We start from the raw sequence: 17,155 nt of genomic DNA, 5'->3' as shown, positions 1-17,155 counted from the left end.
GACTCTGGATTGCTTCGTCGCTTCGCTCCTCGCAATGACGGTGCCTTGAACTATCGGTCCCGAACGTGGTGGGCGGGCTGTGCCTTGTCCATCTTTCGTCGCGAAGGGAGCTGCTCGATCAGATGAGTACCATTCAGACCTCGATGCCCTCGGGCGCCGCCATCGGCGAGCCATCAGCCTGGACACGGTTGAAGACCAACCGCAACGTCATCGCGCTGTGGTTCATGCTGCCCGCGGCGGCGTTCCTGATCCTGTTCCTGGCCTATCCGCTGGGGCTCGGCGTCTGGATGAGCTTCACCGACGAGAAGATCGGCCGCAGCGGCGTGTTCGTCGGCATCGAGAACTACGAATGGCTGTGGGACGATTCGATCTTCTGGCTGTCGGTGTTCAACACGCTGCTCTACACGATCGTGGCAAGCGCCATCAAATTCGCGATCGGTCTCTATCTCGCGCTGCTGCTGAACCGGCACATGCCGTTCAAGGCGATGATCCGCGCCATCGTGCTGATCCCCTTCATCGTGCCGACGGTGCTGTCGGCGATCGCGTTCTGGTGGATCTATGACGCGCAGTTCTCGATCATCTCCTGGTCGCTGATCAAGCTCGGCGTCATCACCCAGAACATCAACTTCCTCGGCGACACCGCCTGGGCGCGCGCCTCCGTCATCATCGCCAACATCTGGCGCGGCGTGCCGTTCGTCGCCATCACCTTGCTGGCCGGCCTGCAGACCGTGTCGCCCTCGCTCTACGAGGCGGCCACGCTCGACGGCGCCACCAGTTGGCAGCGTTTCCGCTTCATCACCTATCCGCTGCTGACCCCGATCATCGCAGTCGTCATGACCTTCTCGGTGCTGTTCACCTTCACCGACTTCCAGCTGATCTGGGCGCTGACCCGTGGCGGCCCCGTCAACGCCACGCATCTGATGGCGACGTTGAGCTACCAGCGCGGCATCATCTCGGGACGCTTGGGTGAGGGCGCGGCGATCGCCACCGCCATGATCCCGTTCCTGATGGCGGCGATCGCGATCTCCTGGTTCGGCATGCAACGGCGCAAATGGCAGCAAGGATCCGACCAATGACCGACACCACGCTGCCGCCCAAGGCGCAATCCAACGCCACCAAGACCGCCGCGGCGCTCGCCGCCGGCGACGACAGCGAGGGCATGAGCTACCTGGAGTCGCTGCCGCGCCGGCTGATCACGCTGTATCTTCCGCTCGGCATCATCCTGCTGGTGCTGTTGTTCCCATTCTACTGGATGGGCCTGACGTCGATCAAACCCGACGAGCAGCTGATCGACATGGAGAAGTACAACCCGTTCTGGGTGGTCCATCCGACCTTCAAGCACATCTCGAAGCTGCTGTTCGAGACGCAGTATCCGCGCTGGCTGTGGAACACGATGTATGTCGCGGTCGGCGCCACCACGCTGTCGATCTTCGCCTCCGTGCTCGCGGCCTATGCGATCGTGCGGCTGCGCTTCAAGGGCGCGGACACCGTCGGCGTGCTGATCTTCTTTGCATACCTTGTTCCGCCGTCGATCCTGTTCATCCCGCTGGCCTCGGTGATCCAGGCCTACGGCCTGTTCGATTCGCCGTTGTCCCTGATCCTGGTCTATCCGACCTTGCTCATCCCGTTCTCGACCTGGCTCCTGATGGGTTACTTCAAGACGATCCCCTTCGAGCTCGAGGAATGCGCCCTGATCGACGGCGCCAGCCGCTGGCAGATCCTGGTCAAGATCGTCGTGCCCTTGGCCGTGCCCGGGCTGATCTCGGCCTTCATCTTCTCGTTTACGCTATGCTGGAACGAGTTCATCTACGCGCTGACCTTCCTGCAATCGACCCCGAACAAGACCGTACCGGTCGCTATCGTCAACGAGTTCGTCGACGGCGACATCTACAAATGGGGATCGCTGATGGCCGGCGCCCTGGTCGGCTCGCTGCCCCTCGTGATCCTTTACGCCTTCTTCGTCGAGCATTATGTGTCGGCCATGACCGGCGCGGTGAAGGAGTAGGCGGGTTTGACCGCGAGCCGGAACAACGCGTCGCTTCCCGCTTGCGCGGATCCTAAACACACGTCATTGCGAGGAGCGAAGCGACGAAGCAATCCAGAGTCTCACGCGCGACTCTGGATTGCTTCGCTTCGCTCGCAATGACGGTCGAAAGACCGCGCCTATTTCTGCATTCGAAGGAGCATCCCCTTGCATATTCTCGTTCTCGGCGCCGCCGGCATGGTCGGGCGTAAGCTGGTGGAGCGGCTGGTCCGCGACGGCCGTCTCGGTGCCACCGCCATCACCCGCCTGACCCTGCAGGACATCGTTGCGCCGGCGAAGCCGGACACCTCCATCGCGGTCGAGACCATCGCCGGCGACTTCGCCGTCCCCGGCTTTGCCGAGAAGCTGGTTGCTCCGCGTCCCGACGTCATCTTCCATCTCGCCGCGATCGTCTCCGGCGAGGCCGAGCTCGATTTCGACAAGGGCTACCGCATCAACCTCGACGGCACGCGGATGCTGTTCGACGCTGTCCGGTTGATCGGCGACGGTTACAAGCCGCGGCTCGTCTTCACCTCGTCGATCGCGGTGTTCGGCGCGCCGTTCCCCGCGGCCATCGGCGACGAGTTCGTCAATGCGCCGCTGCTTAGCTACGGCACCCAGAAGGCGATCGGCGAGCTCTTGCTGGCCGACTACAGCCGCCGCGGCTTCTTCGACGGTGTCGGCATCCGCCTGCCGACCATCTGCATCCGCCCCGGTGCGCCCAACAAGGCGGCGTCCGGCTTCTTCTCCAACATCCTGCGCGAGCCGCTGGCCGGCAAGGAGGCCGTGCTGCCGGTGTCCGAGGACGTCCAGCATTGGCACGCCACGCCGCGCTCGGCGGTCGGCTTCCTGCTGCATGCCGCGACCATGGATACCGCCAAGATCGGCCCGCGCCGGAACCTGACCATGCCCGGCCTGACGGCCACCGTCGGCGAGCAGATCGCCGCGCTCCGCCGCGTCGCCGGCGACAACGTCGCCAACCGCATCAAGCGGGAGCCCGACCCCTTCATCGTCGGCATCGTCGCCGGCTGGCCGCGGACGTTCGAGGCCAAGCGCGCCCGCGAGCTCGGCTTTACCACCGAGGAAAAGACCTTCGACGACATCATCCGCATCCACATCGAGGATGAGCTGGGCGGCAAGTTCGTGGCCTGAGACCGCCACCAGCCTCTGGACTCGCATGGCGCAAAGCGCCATGTGAGGGCAGGGAGACATTCGGGAGAGACAGCATGACCGCCAGCATCGTCGGATGGGCGCATACGCCGTTCGGAAAGTTCGACGCCGAGACCGTCGAGAGCCTCGTCGTCAAGGTCGCCAATGAGGCGCTGGCCGACGCCGGCATCTCGGCCGGCGATGTCGACGAGATCGTGCTCGGCCATTTCAACGCCGGCTTCTCGCCCCAGGACTTCACGGCATCGCTGGTGCTGCAGGCCGATCCGGCGCTGCGCTTCAAGCCGGCGACACGCGTCGAGAACGCCTGTGCAACAGGCTCCGCCGCCGTCCATCAGGGCATCCGCGCCATCGCGGCGGGCGCCGCCAAGATCGTCCTCGTGGTCGGCGTCGAGCAGATGACGCGGACTCCGGGGCCGGAGATCGGCAAGAACCTGCTCAAGGCCTCCTATCTGCCCGAGGATGGCGACACCGTCGGCGGCTTCGCCGGCGTGTTCGGCAAGATCGCGCAGGGTTATTTCCAGAAATATGGCGACCAGTCGGATGCGCTGGCGCTGATCGCGGCCAAGAACCACAAGAACGGCGTCGCCAACCCGTTCGCGCAGATGCGCAAGGATTTCGGCTTCGAATTCTGCCGCTCCGAGAGCGAGAAGAACCCGTATGTCGCCGGCCCGCTGAAGCGCACCGACTGCTCGCTGGTCTCCGACGGCGCTGCCGCGCTGGTGCTGACCGACAGCGAGACCGCCAAGTCGTTCGCCAAGGCGGTGAACGTGCGCGCCACCGCGCATGCCCAGGACTTCCTGCCGATGTCCAAGCGCGACATCCTCGCCTTCGAGGGCTGCACGGTGGCCTGGCAGCGCGCGCTGGAGAAGGCCGGCGTCACCCTGTCCGATCTCTCCTTCGTCGAGACCCATGACTGCTTCACCGTCGCCGAGCTGATCGAATACGAAGCCATGGGCCTGACGCCCAGGGGGCAGGGCGCCCGCGCCATCAAGGAGGGCTGGACGCTCAAGGACGGCAAGCTGCCGGTCAACCCCTCCGGCGGCCTCAAGGCCAAGGGCCACCCGATCGGCGCCACCGGCGTCTCCATGCACGTGATGACCGCCATGCAGCTCACCGGCTCCGCGCCGGAGGGCATGCAGCTCCCCAACGCCAAGCTCGGCGGCATCTTCAACATGGGCGGCGCCGCGGTGGCGAACTACGTGTCGATCCTGGAGCCGGTGAAGTAGCCCCAACTTTATCCTTCGTCATTGCGAGCAAAGCGACGCAATCCAGGGCCGCGCATGCCGCCCTGGATTGCTTCGTCGTTGAGCCCGTCATCGGGCCGCGCGTTACGCGGACCCGTTGGGTCCTCGCAATGACGGCGATGGGCCCGTCCTGCTCAGGTGTCCTCTCTCCCTACACCATCGGCCATCGCCTTCGCAGCCCGCACCAGCGTAACCCCGTGCTCTGTCAGCATCCGCGCCGCCGGGCTTCGCGTCTCCGGTAAGATTGCGAGCAGCATGTTGGCTCCGGTCACGACGGCAGAGCCTGACTCCTGCGCGCCCAGCGCGGCGCGATCGCTCACCCGCAGGAACGCTGCCGTCGGTTGCGCGATCTCGCCATCGTCGGCGATGAGGTGAGCAAGCTCCGTGTCAAGATGGGCGGCAGTCTTTGTGGCCAACGTCTCAAGGCTGGCCCGACAGCTGCGCATCACCGCAGCGGCGCTGCCATCCTCAATCAACGCGAGCAGCAGATGCTCGAGCGTCGCATGGCTGTGCCGGCGCTCCCGCGCATATGCGATCGCGCGCTCCCGCGTCGCCCGCAACGCTGCCGAGGCCGGCCGCGCCGTCACGTCCAAAAGCTGCTCGACCAGCTCCAGGCGTTTGACCGGATCGAGCACCGCCAGCAGCTCGTATTGATGTGCGAGCGGCAGCAGAATGCGAGCGGCGATGGTGTCGGCAACAGCACCCGGATGACGGTCCTGGCCGAATGGCGGCCAGGTCGCGGGCAGTCGGATGTTGCGGATCGCAGCGTAGCGTTCGAAGCGCGTGACCGCGCGCAGGATCAGGTCCGGCACATCGGCCGCAGCGTCCTCGCCTATATCGGAGACATCTGCTGCGAACCCGCTGTCCTCGTTGCTGAAGGATCGCAGCACCACGCGCCGGCCGATGCGCACCTGCGCCTTGAGCGTGCCGTCGGCCAACGGCGAGAACTCGACCAGCTCGGCGCGCAGAGCGAGCTCGTGCAGATCGGCGAAGCCGGGATCATCGACAGCGGCCTGCTTTTGCAATGCGATGATCAATCCACTCTGCCGCGCGAAGGCCTCGTCAAGGGCGTTGACCGTCTTCGCCCGCGCGACGAACAGTGGATAGACGACGCCGGGGAACGGTACGAGATCGCGCAGCGGCACGGCCGGACAGCGGGTCGTCGCCGTGGTGATCGTGGGCGGCCGTGGCGTCGCCGCCAATCCGCTGCCCTTGATCAACGCCGACAGTGTATTCCAGTCGGCCACGCCGAACATGCGGGAGACAAGCTCCAAGCTTTGACTATGGCTGATAGTGATCGACTTGGTGGTCAGGGAGTCGCGCAGTGTCTGCGCCATGACCTTGGCATCGCGAAAATCGCGCATCGCTCAATCCTCTGCAGGAGCGAACCAGGCATGTCAGGTGGCTGCGTTGCTGACCCGGTCGCTCGGGCAAAGGGGAGGCCGAGAAGGCTCGATACGTTCACCACTCCCTGGGAAGGGCGCAACCGGCAGGTCGTATCAACCTACCGGCAGGTTGACGCAGGCTGGCGCCGCTGTCAATCGTCGAAGCGGGTGGAGCCGTAGGCCTTTTGCGATGCGCAGCGGATGCCTCGGACTCTCGCGTGTTCGGAGGCTCATCGTGACCATCGCAACCGATCGCTTGATCTTGCGGGAATGGCGCGACCAAGACCGCGTGCCGTTCATGGAGATGTCGGCCGATCCCGACGTCATGCTCTACTTGCGTGCGTTGCCGACGCGGCAAGCGTGCGATCAATGGATCGACTTCCAGATCAAGCATTTTGCCGAGCACGGCTTCGGCTTCTGGGTGGTCGAAGACCGCGCCAGCGGTGCCTTCCTCGGCGCGACCGGATTGTTCAAGATCTTCTTCGATGCCCCGTTCACACCGGCAGTCGAGATCGGCTGGCGGCTCGCCCGCGCGGCTTGGGGGCAGGGGATCGCGACGGAAGCCGCGCGCGCCTCACTCGCGTTCGGCTTTGATCAGCTCAATCTCGACGAGATCATCGCCTACGCCGCGCCGGCCAACGCTTCCTCGCAGAACGTCATGCGCAAGCTCGGCATGATCCGGGACGCCGCGTCCGATTTCGACCATCCCCGCGTCGAGCCTGACAGCCCGCTGCGCCGGCAGGTGATGTACCGGCTTCCGCGCGAGGCGTGGGCCAACGGCCCGCGCTGATCTCTCCGTCTGGTCATTCCGGGGCATTCGCGCGCAAATGGCGAAGCCATTTTGAACCAGCGCGAATGAGCCCGGAATCCATAGCCACAGGCCGGCATGGGTCGAAGGCAGCGCCACGAGCATCACGCGCCTCATGGCCGGTTGTGGCTATGGATTCCGGGCTCATGCCGCTTCGCGCGCCCGGAATGACGAGGAAAGACGTTCTTACCTCAGCTCCGCCACACCTTCTCTTCGCTGAACCCCAGCTCAGCGAAATCCTTCGCCCGCAGGTCGGCGTCATCGGCCGGGAAGAACTCATCAAGCTGCGGCGGCTTCACCGATGTCGCCGACAGCATCGCATGGGCCTGGCCGCGGTGATGGATGTCGTGCTGGAACAGATGCAGCAGCAGGCGGTCGCAGCGTTCGTTCTGGACCCTTGTCTCGCGATTGATGCGCACGACATCATCGAGCCGCGCCGGCGTCAGCGCCTCGCAGAAGCCGATCAGCCGGCGATCCATCGCGCTCTGCGCCTTGACGAGATCGGGCAGGCGCGGGAACGGCACCTGGTTCTGCCAGGCCATCGGGCCGAGCCAGCCGCCCTCCAGGGCATCGATGTAGAACAGGTCGATGATGTAGATGTGGTTCAGCGTCTTCTGCAGGCTCGGGAAGAAGCCGGTGCGCTCGGCGGCAAAATCGTCGGCGCTGAGCTGGCCGCAAGCGGTCAGCAGCCGGTGATTGGCCCAGGCGTTGTTGTAAGCGAAAGCACGAAAAGTCTGGACGAGATCGGCGGGCATTGCGTCTGATCACCCCGTGATGGCTCGTCGCCGATCATACGGAAGGGATCGCGCGCTTCACCACCGATTTCCGCGCGCGTCCGCGCATCATCCCCATGCGCGTGACGGAACTCTGCCACAATTGGTCGCGGTGCATCATTTGGCCTCCTGTGCAATAAGTTCAGATGCCGCACGACACACCCCTCATTGCGACCATTGTCGCCGGCCTTGGATTGGCCTTCGTCTTCGGAGCTCTCGCGCAGCGCTTCCGGTTCCCGCCGCTGGTCGGCTATCTCCTCGCCGGCGTTGCCGTCGGCCCCTTCACGCCCGGCTTCGTCGCCGACCAGGCGCTGGCGACCGAGCTTGCCGAGCTCGGCATCATTCTCTTGATGTTCGGCGTCGGCCTGCATTTCTCGCTGAAGGACCTGATGTCGGTGCGCGCCATCGCCGTGCCCGGCGCCGTGGTACAGATCACCGTCGCGACCCTGATGGGCATGGCATTGAGCTGGGCGATGGGCTGGTCGATCGGCGGCGGGCTCGTGTTCGGCCTCGCGCTCTCCGTTGCCAGCACCGTTGTGCTGCTGCGCGCGCTGCAGGAGCGGCGGCTGATGGACACCGAGCGTGGCCGCATCGCGGTCGGCTGGCTGATCGTCGAAGACCTCGCCATGGTGCTGGCGCTGGTGCTGATCCCAGCCTTCGCCAGCCTGCAGAGCGGCAATGGCGACGTCGCCGCCGCCGATCCGCTCGCCGCTCGCTTCGGCCTGGGTCTGACCGGCGTGCTGCTGCTGACCTTCGCCAAGATCGGCGTGTTCATGGCAGTGATGCTCTTGGTCGGCCGCCGACTGATCCCGTGGATCCTTCACTATGTCGCCCACACCGGCTCACGTGAGCTGTTTCGCCTCGCGGTGCTGGCGATCGCGCTCGGGGTTGCCTTCGGCTCGACCAAACTGTTCGGCGTGTCGCTCGCGCTCGGTGCGTTCTTCGCCGGCATGATGCTCGGCGAGTCGCCGTTGAGCCAGCGCGCCGCGCAGGAATCGCTGCCGCTGCGCGATGCCTTCGCAGTGCTGTTCTTCGTCTCCGCCGGCATGCTGTTCGATCCGGCCAGCATCATCCGCGAACCCTGGCCGCTGCTCGCGACCTTGTTCATCATCCTGTTCGGCAAGTCGATCGCGGCGTTTTTGATCGTGGTCGCGTTCCGCCATCCGGCCTCGACCGCGCTGACCATTTCCGCGAGTCTCGCACAGATCGGCGAGTTCTCCTTCATCCTCGCCGAGATCGGCGGCGCCACCAATCTGCTGCCGAAAGCCGGCCGCGACCTGATCCTGGCCGGCGCGATCATCTCGATCATGCTCAATCCGCTGATGTTCGCCGCCCTCGACTGGCTGCTGCCGCGGCTGGAGCGCCGCCGTGCGGACGTCGCTGCAACGCCGGCGCCTAAGCCTGCCGAGATCCCGGTCACGCAATTGACGGAGCACACCATCGTCGTCGGCTATGGCCGCGTCGGCCGCCTCGTCGGCGAGGCGCTGCAGCAGCGCGGCCATGCCTTCCTTGCCGTGGAGACATCGGAAGACATTCTCAAGCAGCTCAAGGACGCAGGCATCGAAACCATCACCGGCAACGCCGCCCGCAGCAACGTGCTGCGCGCGACCAATCCGGTGGCTGCGCATGCGCTCGTCATCGCCATCCCCGAGGCGTTCGAGGCCGGCCAGATCGTCGAGCAGGCCCGTGCCGCCAATCCGGCGCTGCACATCGTGGCGCGCGCGCATTCCGACGCCGAGGTCGAGCATCTGAAATCGCTCGGCGCGGACATGGTCATCATGGGCGAACGCGAGATCGCCCGCGGCATGATCGAAGAGCTGGATACAAGGCCGCCGGATCCAGCGCCGGAGCTGGCGCCGCAGCCGACGGTGGAGAATGTGCAGGTTCAGGCGTAACCCGGCTGCGGGCTCGTCATTCCGGCTTCAATCGTCAATGCGCTCGCGCGTTGACGATTGAACCCGGAATCTCGAGATTGTTCGGGTGAGATGCAAGCCAAGCTCGAGATTCTGTGTTCAAGGCCTGCGGCCTTGCCCCGAAATGACGGCGGGTGGGGCTACATCATACTCACTCCGGCATCATCTCGCCGGAGCCGCCGAACTCGGCGGGAAAATCCTTCAGCTTCGGCAGGCCGTCCTTGATCGGCAGCACGCTCTCCGCGTAGTTGACGTGCACGCCGGGCGTGAACTTCAGAGCCGGAATCGTCGCCGCATAGACGTCGATCATGCCGAGCGGCGGATGGTCGGTCATCAGGTGCCCACCGCATTTGGTGCAGTATTTGCGGTGGCTCATGTCGGTCTTGTGATAGGTGCCGATCGCCTCCGCGCCCTTGGTGACGCGCACGTTCGAAGGCTTCCACAAGGTGAAGGCGTTGACGGGCCCGGCCGACCACGACCGGCAGGACGAGCAGTGGCAATAGCCCATCGCCTCCGGCTCGCCATCGGCCTCGAGCTCGACCGTGCCGCAGAAGCATTTGCCCTGATACAGCGTCATGACAGCGTTCTCCCTGAGTGTTTTTTGGATGTTGGAAGGACATGCTGACACAGCTGTAGGGCCGAAGGGAATCGCAGAATGCTGGTGTCGGCGTGGAACATCTGGTGCGATGCAACGGCGCGCATCGTGATCCGCGGGGCGGAATGTTACGGCGGCGCGGTCCCACGCATGGCCCCATACGCGCGCGCCCGCTTGCCCCGGAACCCCCGGTGCCGTTAGCTCTGTCGATAACAACGAACGAGGGAGCCAACGCCGCGATGGGACCGCTTGCGGGCATCAAGGTCATCGACATGACCACCGTGCTGATGGGGCCGTATGCCGCCCAGACGCTCGGCGACTACGGCGCCGACGTCATCAAGGTGGAATCGCCGGAGGGCGACGTCACCCGCAAGATCGGCCCGTGGCGCCATCCCGGCATGGGACCGGTCACCCTCAACACCAACCGCAGCAAGCGGGTGATCTGCCTCGACCTGAAGAAGCCGGCCGGCCGTGAAGCCGTGCTGCGCATGGTCAAGACTGCCGACGTCCTGCTCTACAACATCCGGCCCCAGGCGATGGCCCGGCTGAACCTCGGCTATGAACTGATCTCCGCGCTCAATCCGCGGCTGGTCTATGCCGGCGTGTTCGGCTTCGGCCAGGATGGCCCCTATGCGGCGAAGCCCGCTTATGACGATTTGATCCAGGGCGGGGCGGCGCTGGCGCATCTGATGGCGGTCGCTGGTGATGGCACGCCGCGCTATGTGCCGAATGCGCTGGTCGACCGCATCGTCGGCCTAACCGCCGTCGGCGCGATCTGCGCCAGCCTAGTGCATCGCGACCGTACCGGCCGCGGCCAGCGCCTGGACGTGCCGATGTTCGAGACCATGTCGGCGTTCATCATGGGCGATCACATGGGCGGGCTCACCTACGAGCCGCCGCTCGACAAAGGCGGCTATGCGCGGCACCTGTCGCAGGACCGCCGGCCCTACAAGACCGCCGACGGCCACATCTGCGTCATCGTCTACAACGACAAGCAATGGGACGCGTTCTTCGAGGCGTCCGGCCGTACCGACCTGCGCGCCGACGACCGCTTCAACACGTTCGCTCGGCGCGCTGCCAACATCGATGTCGTCTATGCCGAGCTGGCGCGCATCTTCCAGACCCGCACGACGGCCGAATGGACCGCGCTGTTGAACGAGGCCGACATCCCGGTCATGCCGATGCACGATCTCGAAAGCCTGCTGCACGATCCGCATCTCGTCGCGACCGATTTCTTTCCCGTTGTCGAGCACCCCACCGAAGGCCCCATCCGCAGTACGCGCGTGTCGGCAAATTGGTCCGAAACCAGGGCCGAGCCGCAGCATCTGGCGGGGCGACCGAACGAGCATGGTCACGAGATCCTGCGCGAGCTTGGCTTCTCGTCGGACGAGATCGCCGCGATGATCCGCGACGGCGCGACTACGCCGTCGCCTGCGAAGGAGTGAGCGCATGGATTTCGCACTCTCGGCCAACCAGGAATCGATCCGCGACGCGGTGGCAAAAATCTGTGCCCGCTTCGACGATGCCTATTGGCTGAAGAAGGACAAGGAGGGCGGCTTCCCGGCTGACTTCCACAAGGCGCTGGCTGACGCCGGCTGGCTCGGCATCTGCATCCCCGAAGCGTATGGCGGCTCGGGCCTCGGCATTCTCGATGCCGCGATCATGATGCGCACGATCGCGGAGTCCGGCGCCGGCATGAGCGGTGCCTCGGCGATCCACATGAACGTGTTCGGGCTCAATCCGGTCGTCGTGTTCGGCACCAAGGAGCAGTGCGCGCGGATGCTGCCGGGCATCGTCGACGGCAGCGACAAGGCGTGTTTCGCGGTCACGGAGCCGAACACCGGCCTCAATACGACGCAACTCAAGACCCGCGCGGTGCGCAAGGGCGACCGCTACGTCGTCAACGGCCAGAAGGTGTGGATCTCGACCGCGCAGGTCGCGGAAAAAATCTTGCTGCTGGCGCGCACGACGCCGCTGGAGGAGGTGAAGCGGCCGACCCACGGGTTGAGCCTGTTCTACACGGATTTCGATCGCAGCCGCATCAAGGTGCACGAGATCGACAAGATGGGCCGCAAGCCGGTCGACTCCAACGAGCTGTTCTTCGAGGACTTCGAGATCCCGGTCGAGGATCGCCTCGGCGAGGAGGGGCGGGGCTTCGACTACATCCTGCACGGCATGAACCCCGAGCGCATCCTGATCGCGGCGGAAGCCGTCGGGCTCGGCCATCTCGCGCTGTCGCGTGCGTCAGCCTATGCGCGGACGCGCAACGTGTTCAATCGTCCGATCGGTCAAAATCAAGGCATCCAGCATCCGCTGGCCAAGAACTGGATGGAGCTGGAGGCCGCGTGGCTGATGGTGTTGCAGGCCGGCTGGCAATACGACCAGGGCATGGCCTGCGGCCCGGCGGCGAACGCCGCAAAATATCTCGCGGCCGAGGCCGGCTTTCACGCCTGCGAGCAGGCGGTGATGACGCATGGCGGCTTCGGCTATGCGCGCGAGTATCACGTCGAGCGCTATTTGCGAGAATCTCTGATCCCGCGCATCGCCCCGATCAGCCCGCAGCTGATTTTGTCGTTCATCGCCGAGAAGGTCCTCGGGATGCCCAAGTCGTATTGAGATGTCGTATTGAGATGAATTGCGCAGAGAAGACGAACGACACCGTAAGGGACGCACAACGCCTGCATTCCCTCCTACTTTGTGGGGGAGGGGCAGGGAGGGGGGTACTCCGCGAAGATTCGTCGTGTGGCCACCCCCACCCCCGACCCCTCCCCGCAAGGGCAGGGCTATCGCATGTGGAAATTCCAGGCTGTCGCGCCGAACGATCCTGCAAGTTAGTTACTCCGTCATGCCCGGGCTTGTCCCGGGCATCCACGTCGTTCTCAGCATGCCGGCCGACGTGGATGGCCGGGACAAGCCCGGCCATGACGACGTGGAGAGAGACGAGCACAAAACGGCGATCGCCACATGCGATTGCCCTGCCCGCAAGGGGGAGGGGAGCGCAGCGGGGCTCGCGGCCTCGTCACTGCTCCACACCAGCGCTTTTAGATTCTGCCGCGTCATTCCGGGGCGCGACGACGTCGCGAAACCGGACTCTCGAGATTGTCTGGCACTGTCGCTCCACACTTCGAGATTTCGGGTTCATCGCTGCGCGATGCCCCGGAATGACGGCGGAGTTGGCTCCATGACCTACATCACCGGCACCGGCCTGACCTCGTTCGGCCGCCACGACGGCCGCTCGTCGCTCGATCTGATGAGCATGGCGGCGCAGCTCGCGCTCGATGATGCCGAACTGACCCGCCGTGACATCGACGGCATCCTCTGCGGCTACTCCACCGTGTCGCCACACATCATGCTGGCCACCGTGTTTGCCGAGCATTTCGGCATCACGCCATCCTACGCCCACGCGGTGCAGGTCGGTGGTGCGACGGGGATGGCGATGGTGATGCTCGCGCATCACCTGGTCGAGGCCGGGGTCGTGAAGCATATGCTCGTCGTCGCCGGCGAAAACCGTCTCACGGGCCAGAGCCGCGACGCCTCGATCCAGGCGCTGGCGCAGGTCGGCCATCCCGACTACGAGCTGCCGCTGGGGCCGACGATCCCCGCCTATTACGGCCTCGTCGCCTCGCGCTACATGCACGAGTACGGTGTCACCGAGGAAGATCTTGCCGAATTCGCCGTGCTGATGCGCAGGCACGCCGTCGATCATCCCGGCGCCCAATTTCACGAGGCGATCACGGTCGCCGATGTCATGGCCTCGAAGCCCGTGGCGAAGCCGCTGAAGCTTTTGGACTGCTGCCCCGTGTCGGACGGCGGTGCCGCCGTCATCGTCAGCCGCGAGCCGACCGGCACCACCGCTGTGCGCGTCCGCGGTTGCGCCCAGGCGCACACCCATCAGCATGTCACCGCCGCGCCTGCGTTGAGCGAACTCGGGGCGGAGATCGCGATCAAGCAGGCCAAGGCAACGGCGGGTGTCGAGATCGCCGATGTCGACTACGCCGCCGTCTACGACAGCTTCACGATCACGCTGTGCATGCTGCTCGAGGACCTCGGGCTCGCCGGTCGCGGCGAGGCGGCGGCGCGAATCAGGGCGGGACATTTCAGTCGCGACGGCGCCGTGCCGCTCAATACCCATGGCGGCCTGCTGAGCTATGGTCATTGCGGCGTCGGCGGGGCGATGGCGCATCTCAACGAGGCGCATCTGCAGATGACGGGAAGGGCCGGCGGCCGCCAGGTGCGCAATGCCGCGCTGACCTTGCTGCACGGCGACGGCGGCGTGCTGTCGTCGCATGTCAGCATGTTCTGGGAGCGTGTGCGATGATCGAAGGCGATGACTGGACCAGGGGAACGGCTGCGATTCGCTATCAGCGCTGCGCGTGCTGTGCCCATGTGCAATATTTTCGCCGCGACTTCTGCGCGGCCTGCGGCTCGCCGGCGCTTACCGACCATGCGGCTGATGGTGAGGGCACCGTCTACGCCACCTCATTGGTCTGCCGCGCCGCGACTCCGGAGACGCGCGCGCATGTGCCGTACAACATCGTGCTGGTGGATATGCGCGAGGGCTTTCGCATGATGGCCCATGGCGACCACGATCTCGCGATCGGGGACGCAGTCAGCGCGCGATTCGTCGGCTTTGCCGGCGGGATGGTGCCTCACTTCGTAAAGGCTAAATGATGAGGAGCAACCGAGCCACGGCACAATAGGCCGACCGCGAGCGGCCGAGGCGGGACGATACGCTTGAACACATTCGTCCCGACCCGGATCGCCGCGCGATTGACGCAATACTCTACGCTACGCTTACTAACTCAAACGCAACTCAACTCGGTCTTTCGCGTGAGCAATCGAGCCCACATTCCCACCTACGGGCGATGAAGCAACTGCGACGCAGAACCTCCAGACAGCCCTTCATCGCCCGTAGAACAGGACGCTGGCGATGACGATCATGGATGTGACCGCCAGCATGTGTGCGAGTGCTTCCGATGTTGCCCTCTTAGTGGCTTCCTTCATGCCGTTTCCTCCCTGGACTGGACACGACTCTCCGTTGCGCGAATACGCACGCGACGGACGGCTGGAATTTCACTCGGAACACCCCACGTCGATGTCTGCTCCGCAAAGTCCCCACTCGGCGTTCATCGACGGTTCAGAAGATCGTCGGGTAATGCGGCGCGAATTGGGCTCGCTTATGGTTGTCCTGCGACCGACTCTCGGTAACGTTTGGGCGAGCCCGTACAATTACGAGTGATGAGAAGCCTCGGACGCGGGCCATTCGCAGCCACGGTTTTCGGGCCGCAGCTGCGGCCGAGCGGCTTGGCTGTGAAGGTTCGATGACTGACTCAGTTTTCCAGGGTCAGTCCGCCGCGAGCAGATTGAGCCGCGCATTGGCGATCGTCAGGCGCTCGGCGAGCAGAAGGGCGAGGTTGCGCATGATGCGTTCGCCGGCCTTCGGATGCCGCACACGGAAGCGCTCGAAATCGGCCAGCGTGATCTCGAACGCGGTGGCCGAGAAGTCGGCAGTCACGTCCGCCGAACGCGTCGGTTCGAGCAATGCCATCTCGCCAAAACACTGCCCGGCCGTGAGCGTTGCCAGGCGGATGCCGTCGGGCAGGGTGACGTGAACGACGCCGGAGCGCAGGAAAAACAGCGATGTCGCGGCCTCGCCGGCGGCGATGATGCGCTCGCTCTGCTGATAGTGCCTGATGGTGGCGAGCGCGGCGAGCTCGTGACGTTCCTCGTCGCTGAGGCCGGCGAGCAGCGGCTGCTCGGCAAGCTCGGTGGTCTCGAGGAAATCGATCGCCCCGCCATAGCGGTAGACGATCTGGTCCTCGGCCCATTCGATCGCGGTGTCGAGCAGATAGAAATCGCGCACGTTCCTGATGTCGCCGGTGCGCGCGGTGATCTCCTGCCATTCCGGCGATGTCCGACGAATGCCGGAAAGCACGACGGTGACGTGGAAATCCGCGAGCTCGTGAAACAGTTCGGCAAGCAGGCGCAGGCCCGCCGGCGTCATCGCGGTGACGCGGTGCAGATCGAAGATCACGAATTGCGGCCGCTCGCCGGCTGCAAGCTGGCGGGAGACGTAGTCGACATTCGACAGCGACAGCGTGCCGACGAGTTCGAGCACGCGCACCGCATCAGGATGCGCCGCGAGGATCTCGCGTTCCTGGGCTCTTCGGCTGCGCCGCGACGGATTGGCGCCGATGTCGTAGTCGGCGATGATCGTGGTGCGCGCATCATCGGAGCGGTTCAGCATGTGCAGGCCGTAATGCGCCGACAGCGCCTCGCACACCTTGATGCCGCGCACGCTGTTGCCGTGACCGTCGAGCCGCGGCGAGTAGCTGCCGAGCCCGAGCCGCGCCGGCAGGCTCGCCAGGATGCCGCCGCCGACACCGCTCTTGGCGGGAATGCCGACGCGGTAGATCCATTCGCCGGCGAAATCATACATGCCCGAGGAGGTCATCACCGACAGCGTGCGCGACACCGCATAGGGCGTCACCACCTGCTCGCCGGTGACCGGATTGACGCCGCGATTGGCGAGCGTCGCCGCCATGATCGCGCAGTCGCGCGCGGTGACGAGCACGGCGCATTGCCGGAAGTACACCGCGAGCACGTCGTCGACGGGCTCGCTGATGACGTTCGATGTCCGCAGGAGATAGGCGATGGCGCGGTTGCGGTCGCCGGTCGCAGCCTCCGAGGCGAACACGGCGTCATCGACGTCGAGCTTTCGGCCGGCGAAGCGGCCGAGCGCGTCGCGGATGGTCTCGAAGGCGTCGGCGTGCCGGGCCTTGCGAACCAGGCCGCTGCAGGCGATCGCGCCCGCATTGACCATCGCATTGAAGGGATGGTTCTCGGCATTGAGCCGGATCGAGTTGAAGGGATCGCCGGACGGCTCGACGCCGATGACCCGTTCCACCTCGTCGGAGCCGAGAATATCGAGCGCGAGCGCGAACACGAACGGCTTCGACATCGACTGGATCGTGAACGGCACGCGGCTGTCGCCGACCTCGTAGACATGCCCGTCGAGCGTGGCGAGGCTGATGCCGAAATGCGCAGGATCGGCCTTGCCGAGCTCGGGGATGTAGTTCGCGACCGCGCCGTCATGATCGGGCCAGAAATCGGCATGGCAGGCCGAGAGGAAGCGCTGCAACGGCGGCATCGCGGCGGACGCCCAATGCTGCGGATTGCGGGCAGGCCGCGGATGTTCGGTGGTCATGACGAGCTCGGCGGGGACACGGGTGGCGCGCCGGTTA

14 protein-coding genes are annotated in these 17,155 nt (G+C 65.2%); 10 read left to right on the top strand and 4 right to left on the bottom strand.

The window, feature by feature from the left end:
* The first annotated feature begins 122 nt into the window (after positions 1–122).
* From ACQR1L_RS08640 to ACQR1L_RS08625, 4 genes are all read left to right on the top strand, one after another.
* Positions 123–1,076 carry a carbohydrate ABC transporter permease gene (locus tag ACQR1L_RS08640; RefSeq protein WP_434857528.1) on the top strand — a complete coding sequence of 318 codons (954 nt, stop codon included), beginning with the start codon at positions 123–125 and terminating at the stop codon, positions 1,074–1,076.
* The gene (locus ACQR1L_RS08635) at positions 1,073–2,005 is read left to right on the top strand and encodes a carbohydrate ABC transporter permease (RefSeq protein WP_434857527.1); all 933 of its coding nucleotides are present in this window, start codon (positions 1,073–1,075) and stop codon (positions 2,003–2,005) included. Before ACQR1L_RS08640 ends, ACQR1L_RS08635 begins: the two co-directional genes overlap by 4 nt.
* A gap of 186 nt (positions 2,006–2,191) precedes the next feature.
* Complete coding sequence (gene denD / locus ACQR1L_RS08630) at positions 2,192–3,175, top strand: D-erythronate dehydrogenase (protein WP_434857526.1); 984 nt, start codon at positions 2,192–2,194, stop codon at positions 3,173–3,175.
* 74 nt (positions 3,176–3,249) lie between these two features.
* Positions 3,250–4,419, top strand: coding sequence for an acetyl-CoA acetyltransferase (locus ACQR1L_RS08625; protein ID WP_315785019.1), 1,170 nt, complete (start codon positions 3,250–3,252; stop codon positions 4,417–4,419).
* Positions 4,420–4,571: 152 nt separating this feature from the next.
* On the opposite strand, the gene ACQR1L_RS08620 is transcribed toward ACQR1L_RS08625, so the two are convergent.
* Positions 4,572–5,801 (bottom strand): LON peptidase substrate-binding domain-containing protein, encoded by a 1,230-nt coding sequence (locus tag ACQR1L_RS08620; protein WP_434857525.1) that lies wholly within the window; start codon positions 5,799–5,801, stop codon positions 4,572–4,574.
* A gap of 256 nt (positions 5,802–6,057) precedes the next feature.
* Here ACQR1L_RS08620 and ACQR1L_RS08615 point away from each other — a divergent pair, with 256 nt between their 5' ends.
* Positions 6,058–6,612: a GNAT family N-acetyltransferase gene (locus ACQR1L_RS08615; protein WP_434857524.1), complete on the top strand. Its 555-nt coding sequence runs from the start codon at positions 6,058–6,060 to the stop codon at positions 6,610–6,612.
* A 209-nt stretch (positions 6,613–6,821) separates the two neighbouring features.
* Here ACQR1L_RS08615 and ACQR1L_RS08610 read toward each other — a convergent pair whose 3' ends face one another.
* Positions 6,822–7,385, bottom strand: a complete 564-nt coding sequence (locus ACQR1L_RS08610) for a DinB family protein (RefSeq protein ID WP_434857523.1) — start codon at positions 7,383–7,385, stop codon at positions 6,822–6,824.
* Positions 7,386–7,549: 164 nt separating this feature from the next.
* On the opposite strand from ACQR1L_RS08610, the gene ybaL reads away from it, so the two are divergent.
* The gene (ybaL, locus tag ACQR1L_RS08605; protein WP_434857522.1) at positions 7,550–9,298 is read left to right on the top strand and encodes a YbaL family putative K(+) efflux transporter; all 1,749 of its coding nucleotides are present in this window, start codon (positions 7,550–7,552) and stop codon (positions 9,296–9,298) included.
* A 169-nt stretch (positions 9,299–9,467) separates the two neighbouring features.
* Here ybaL and ACQR1L_RS08600 read toward each other — a convergent pair whose 3' ends face one another.
* Positions 9,468–9,893 (bottom strand): GFA family protein, encoded by a 426-nt coding sequence (locus ACQR1L_RS08600; protein WP_434857521.1) that lies wholly within the window; start codon positions 9,891–9,893, stop codon positions 9,468–9,470.
* Positions 9,894–10,150: 257 nt separating this feature from the next.
* Between ACQR1L_RS08600 and ACQR1L_RS08595 the strand changes: the two genes are divergently transcribed.
* The 4 genes from ACQR1L_RS08595 (at position 10,151) to ACQR1L_RS08580 (ending at position 14,582) form a co-directional block, all read left to right on the top strand.
* Positions 10,151–11,356 (top strand): CaiB/BaiF CoA transferase family protein, encoded by a 1,206-nt coding sequence (locus tag ACQR1L_RS08595; protein WP_434857520.1) that lies wholly within the window; start codon positions 10,151–10,153, stop codon positions 11,354–11,356.
* Between the two features lie 4 nt (positions 11,357–11,360).
* The gene (locus ACQR1L_RS08590; RefSeq protein ID WP_434857519.1) at positions 11,361–12,527 is read left to right on the top strand and encodes an acyl-CoA dehydrogenase family protein; all 1,167 of its coding nucleotides are present in this window, start codon (positions 11,361–11,363) and stop codon (positions 12,525–12,527) included.
* A gap of 565 nt (positions 12,528–13,092) precedes the next feature.
* Positions 13,093–14,229 carry a thiolase family protein gene (locus ACQR1L_RS08585; RefSeq protein ID WP_434857518.1) on the top strand — a complete coding sequence of 379 codons (1,137 nt, stop codon included), beginning with the start codon at positions 13,093–13,095 and terminating at the stop codon, positions 14,227–14,229.
* Positions 14,226–14,582 carry a Zn-ribbon domain-containing OB-fold protein gene (locus tag ACQR1L_RS08580; protein WP_434857517.1) on the top strand — a complete coding sequence of 119 codons (357 nt, stop codon included), beginning with the start codon at positions 14,226–14,228 and terminating at the stop codon, positions 14,580–14,582. Before ACQR1L_RS08585 ends, ACQR1L_RS08580 begins: the two co-directional genes overlap by 4 nt.
* A gap of 673 nt (positions 14,583–15,255) precedes the next feature.
* Here the strand turns inward: ACQR1L_RS08580 and glsA are convergent.
* Complete coding sequence (glsA, locus tag ACQR1L_RS08575) at positions 15,256–17,118, bottom strand: glutaminase A (RefSeq protein WP_434857516.1); 1,863 nt, start codon at positions 17,116–17,118, stop codon at positions 15,256–15,258.
* Between the last annotated feature and the right edge of the window lie 37 nt (positions 17,119–17,155).

Source organism: Bradyrhizobium sp. HKCCYLR20261, from assembly GCF_051168435.1.
GTDB lineage: Bacteria > Pseudomonadota > Alphaproteobacteria > Rhizobiales > Xanthobacteraceae > Bradyrhizobium.
The sequence above is the reverse complement of the archived record's forward strand: the minus strand, read 5'-3'. Positions and strand labels throughout refer to the sequence as shown.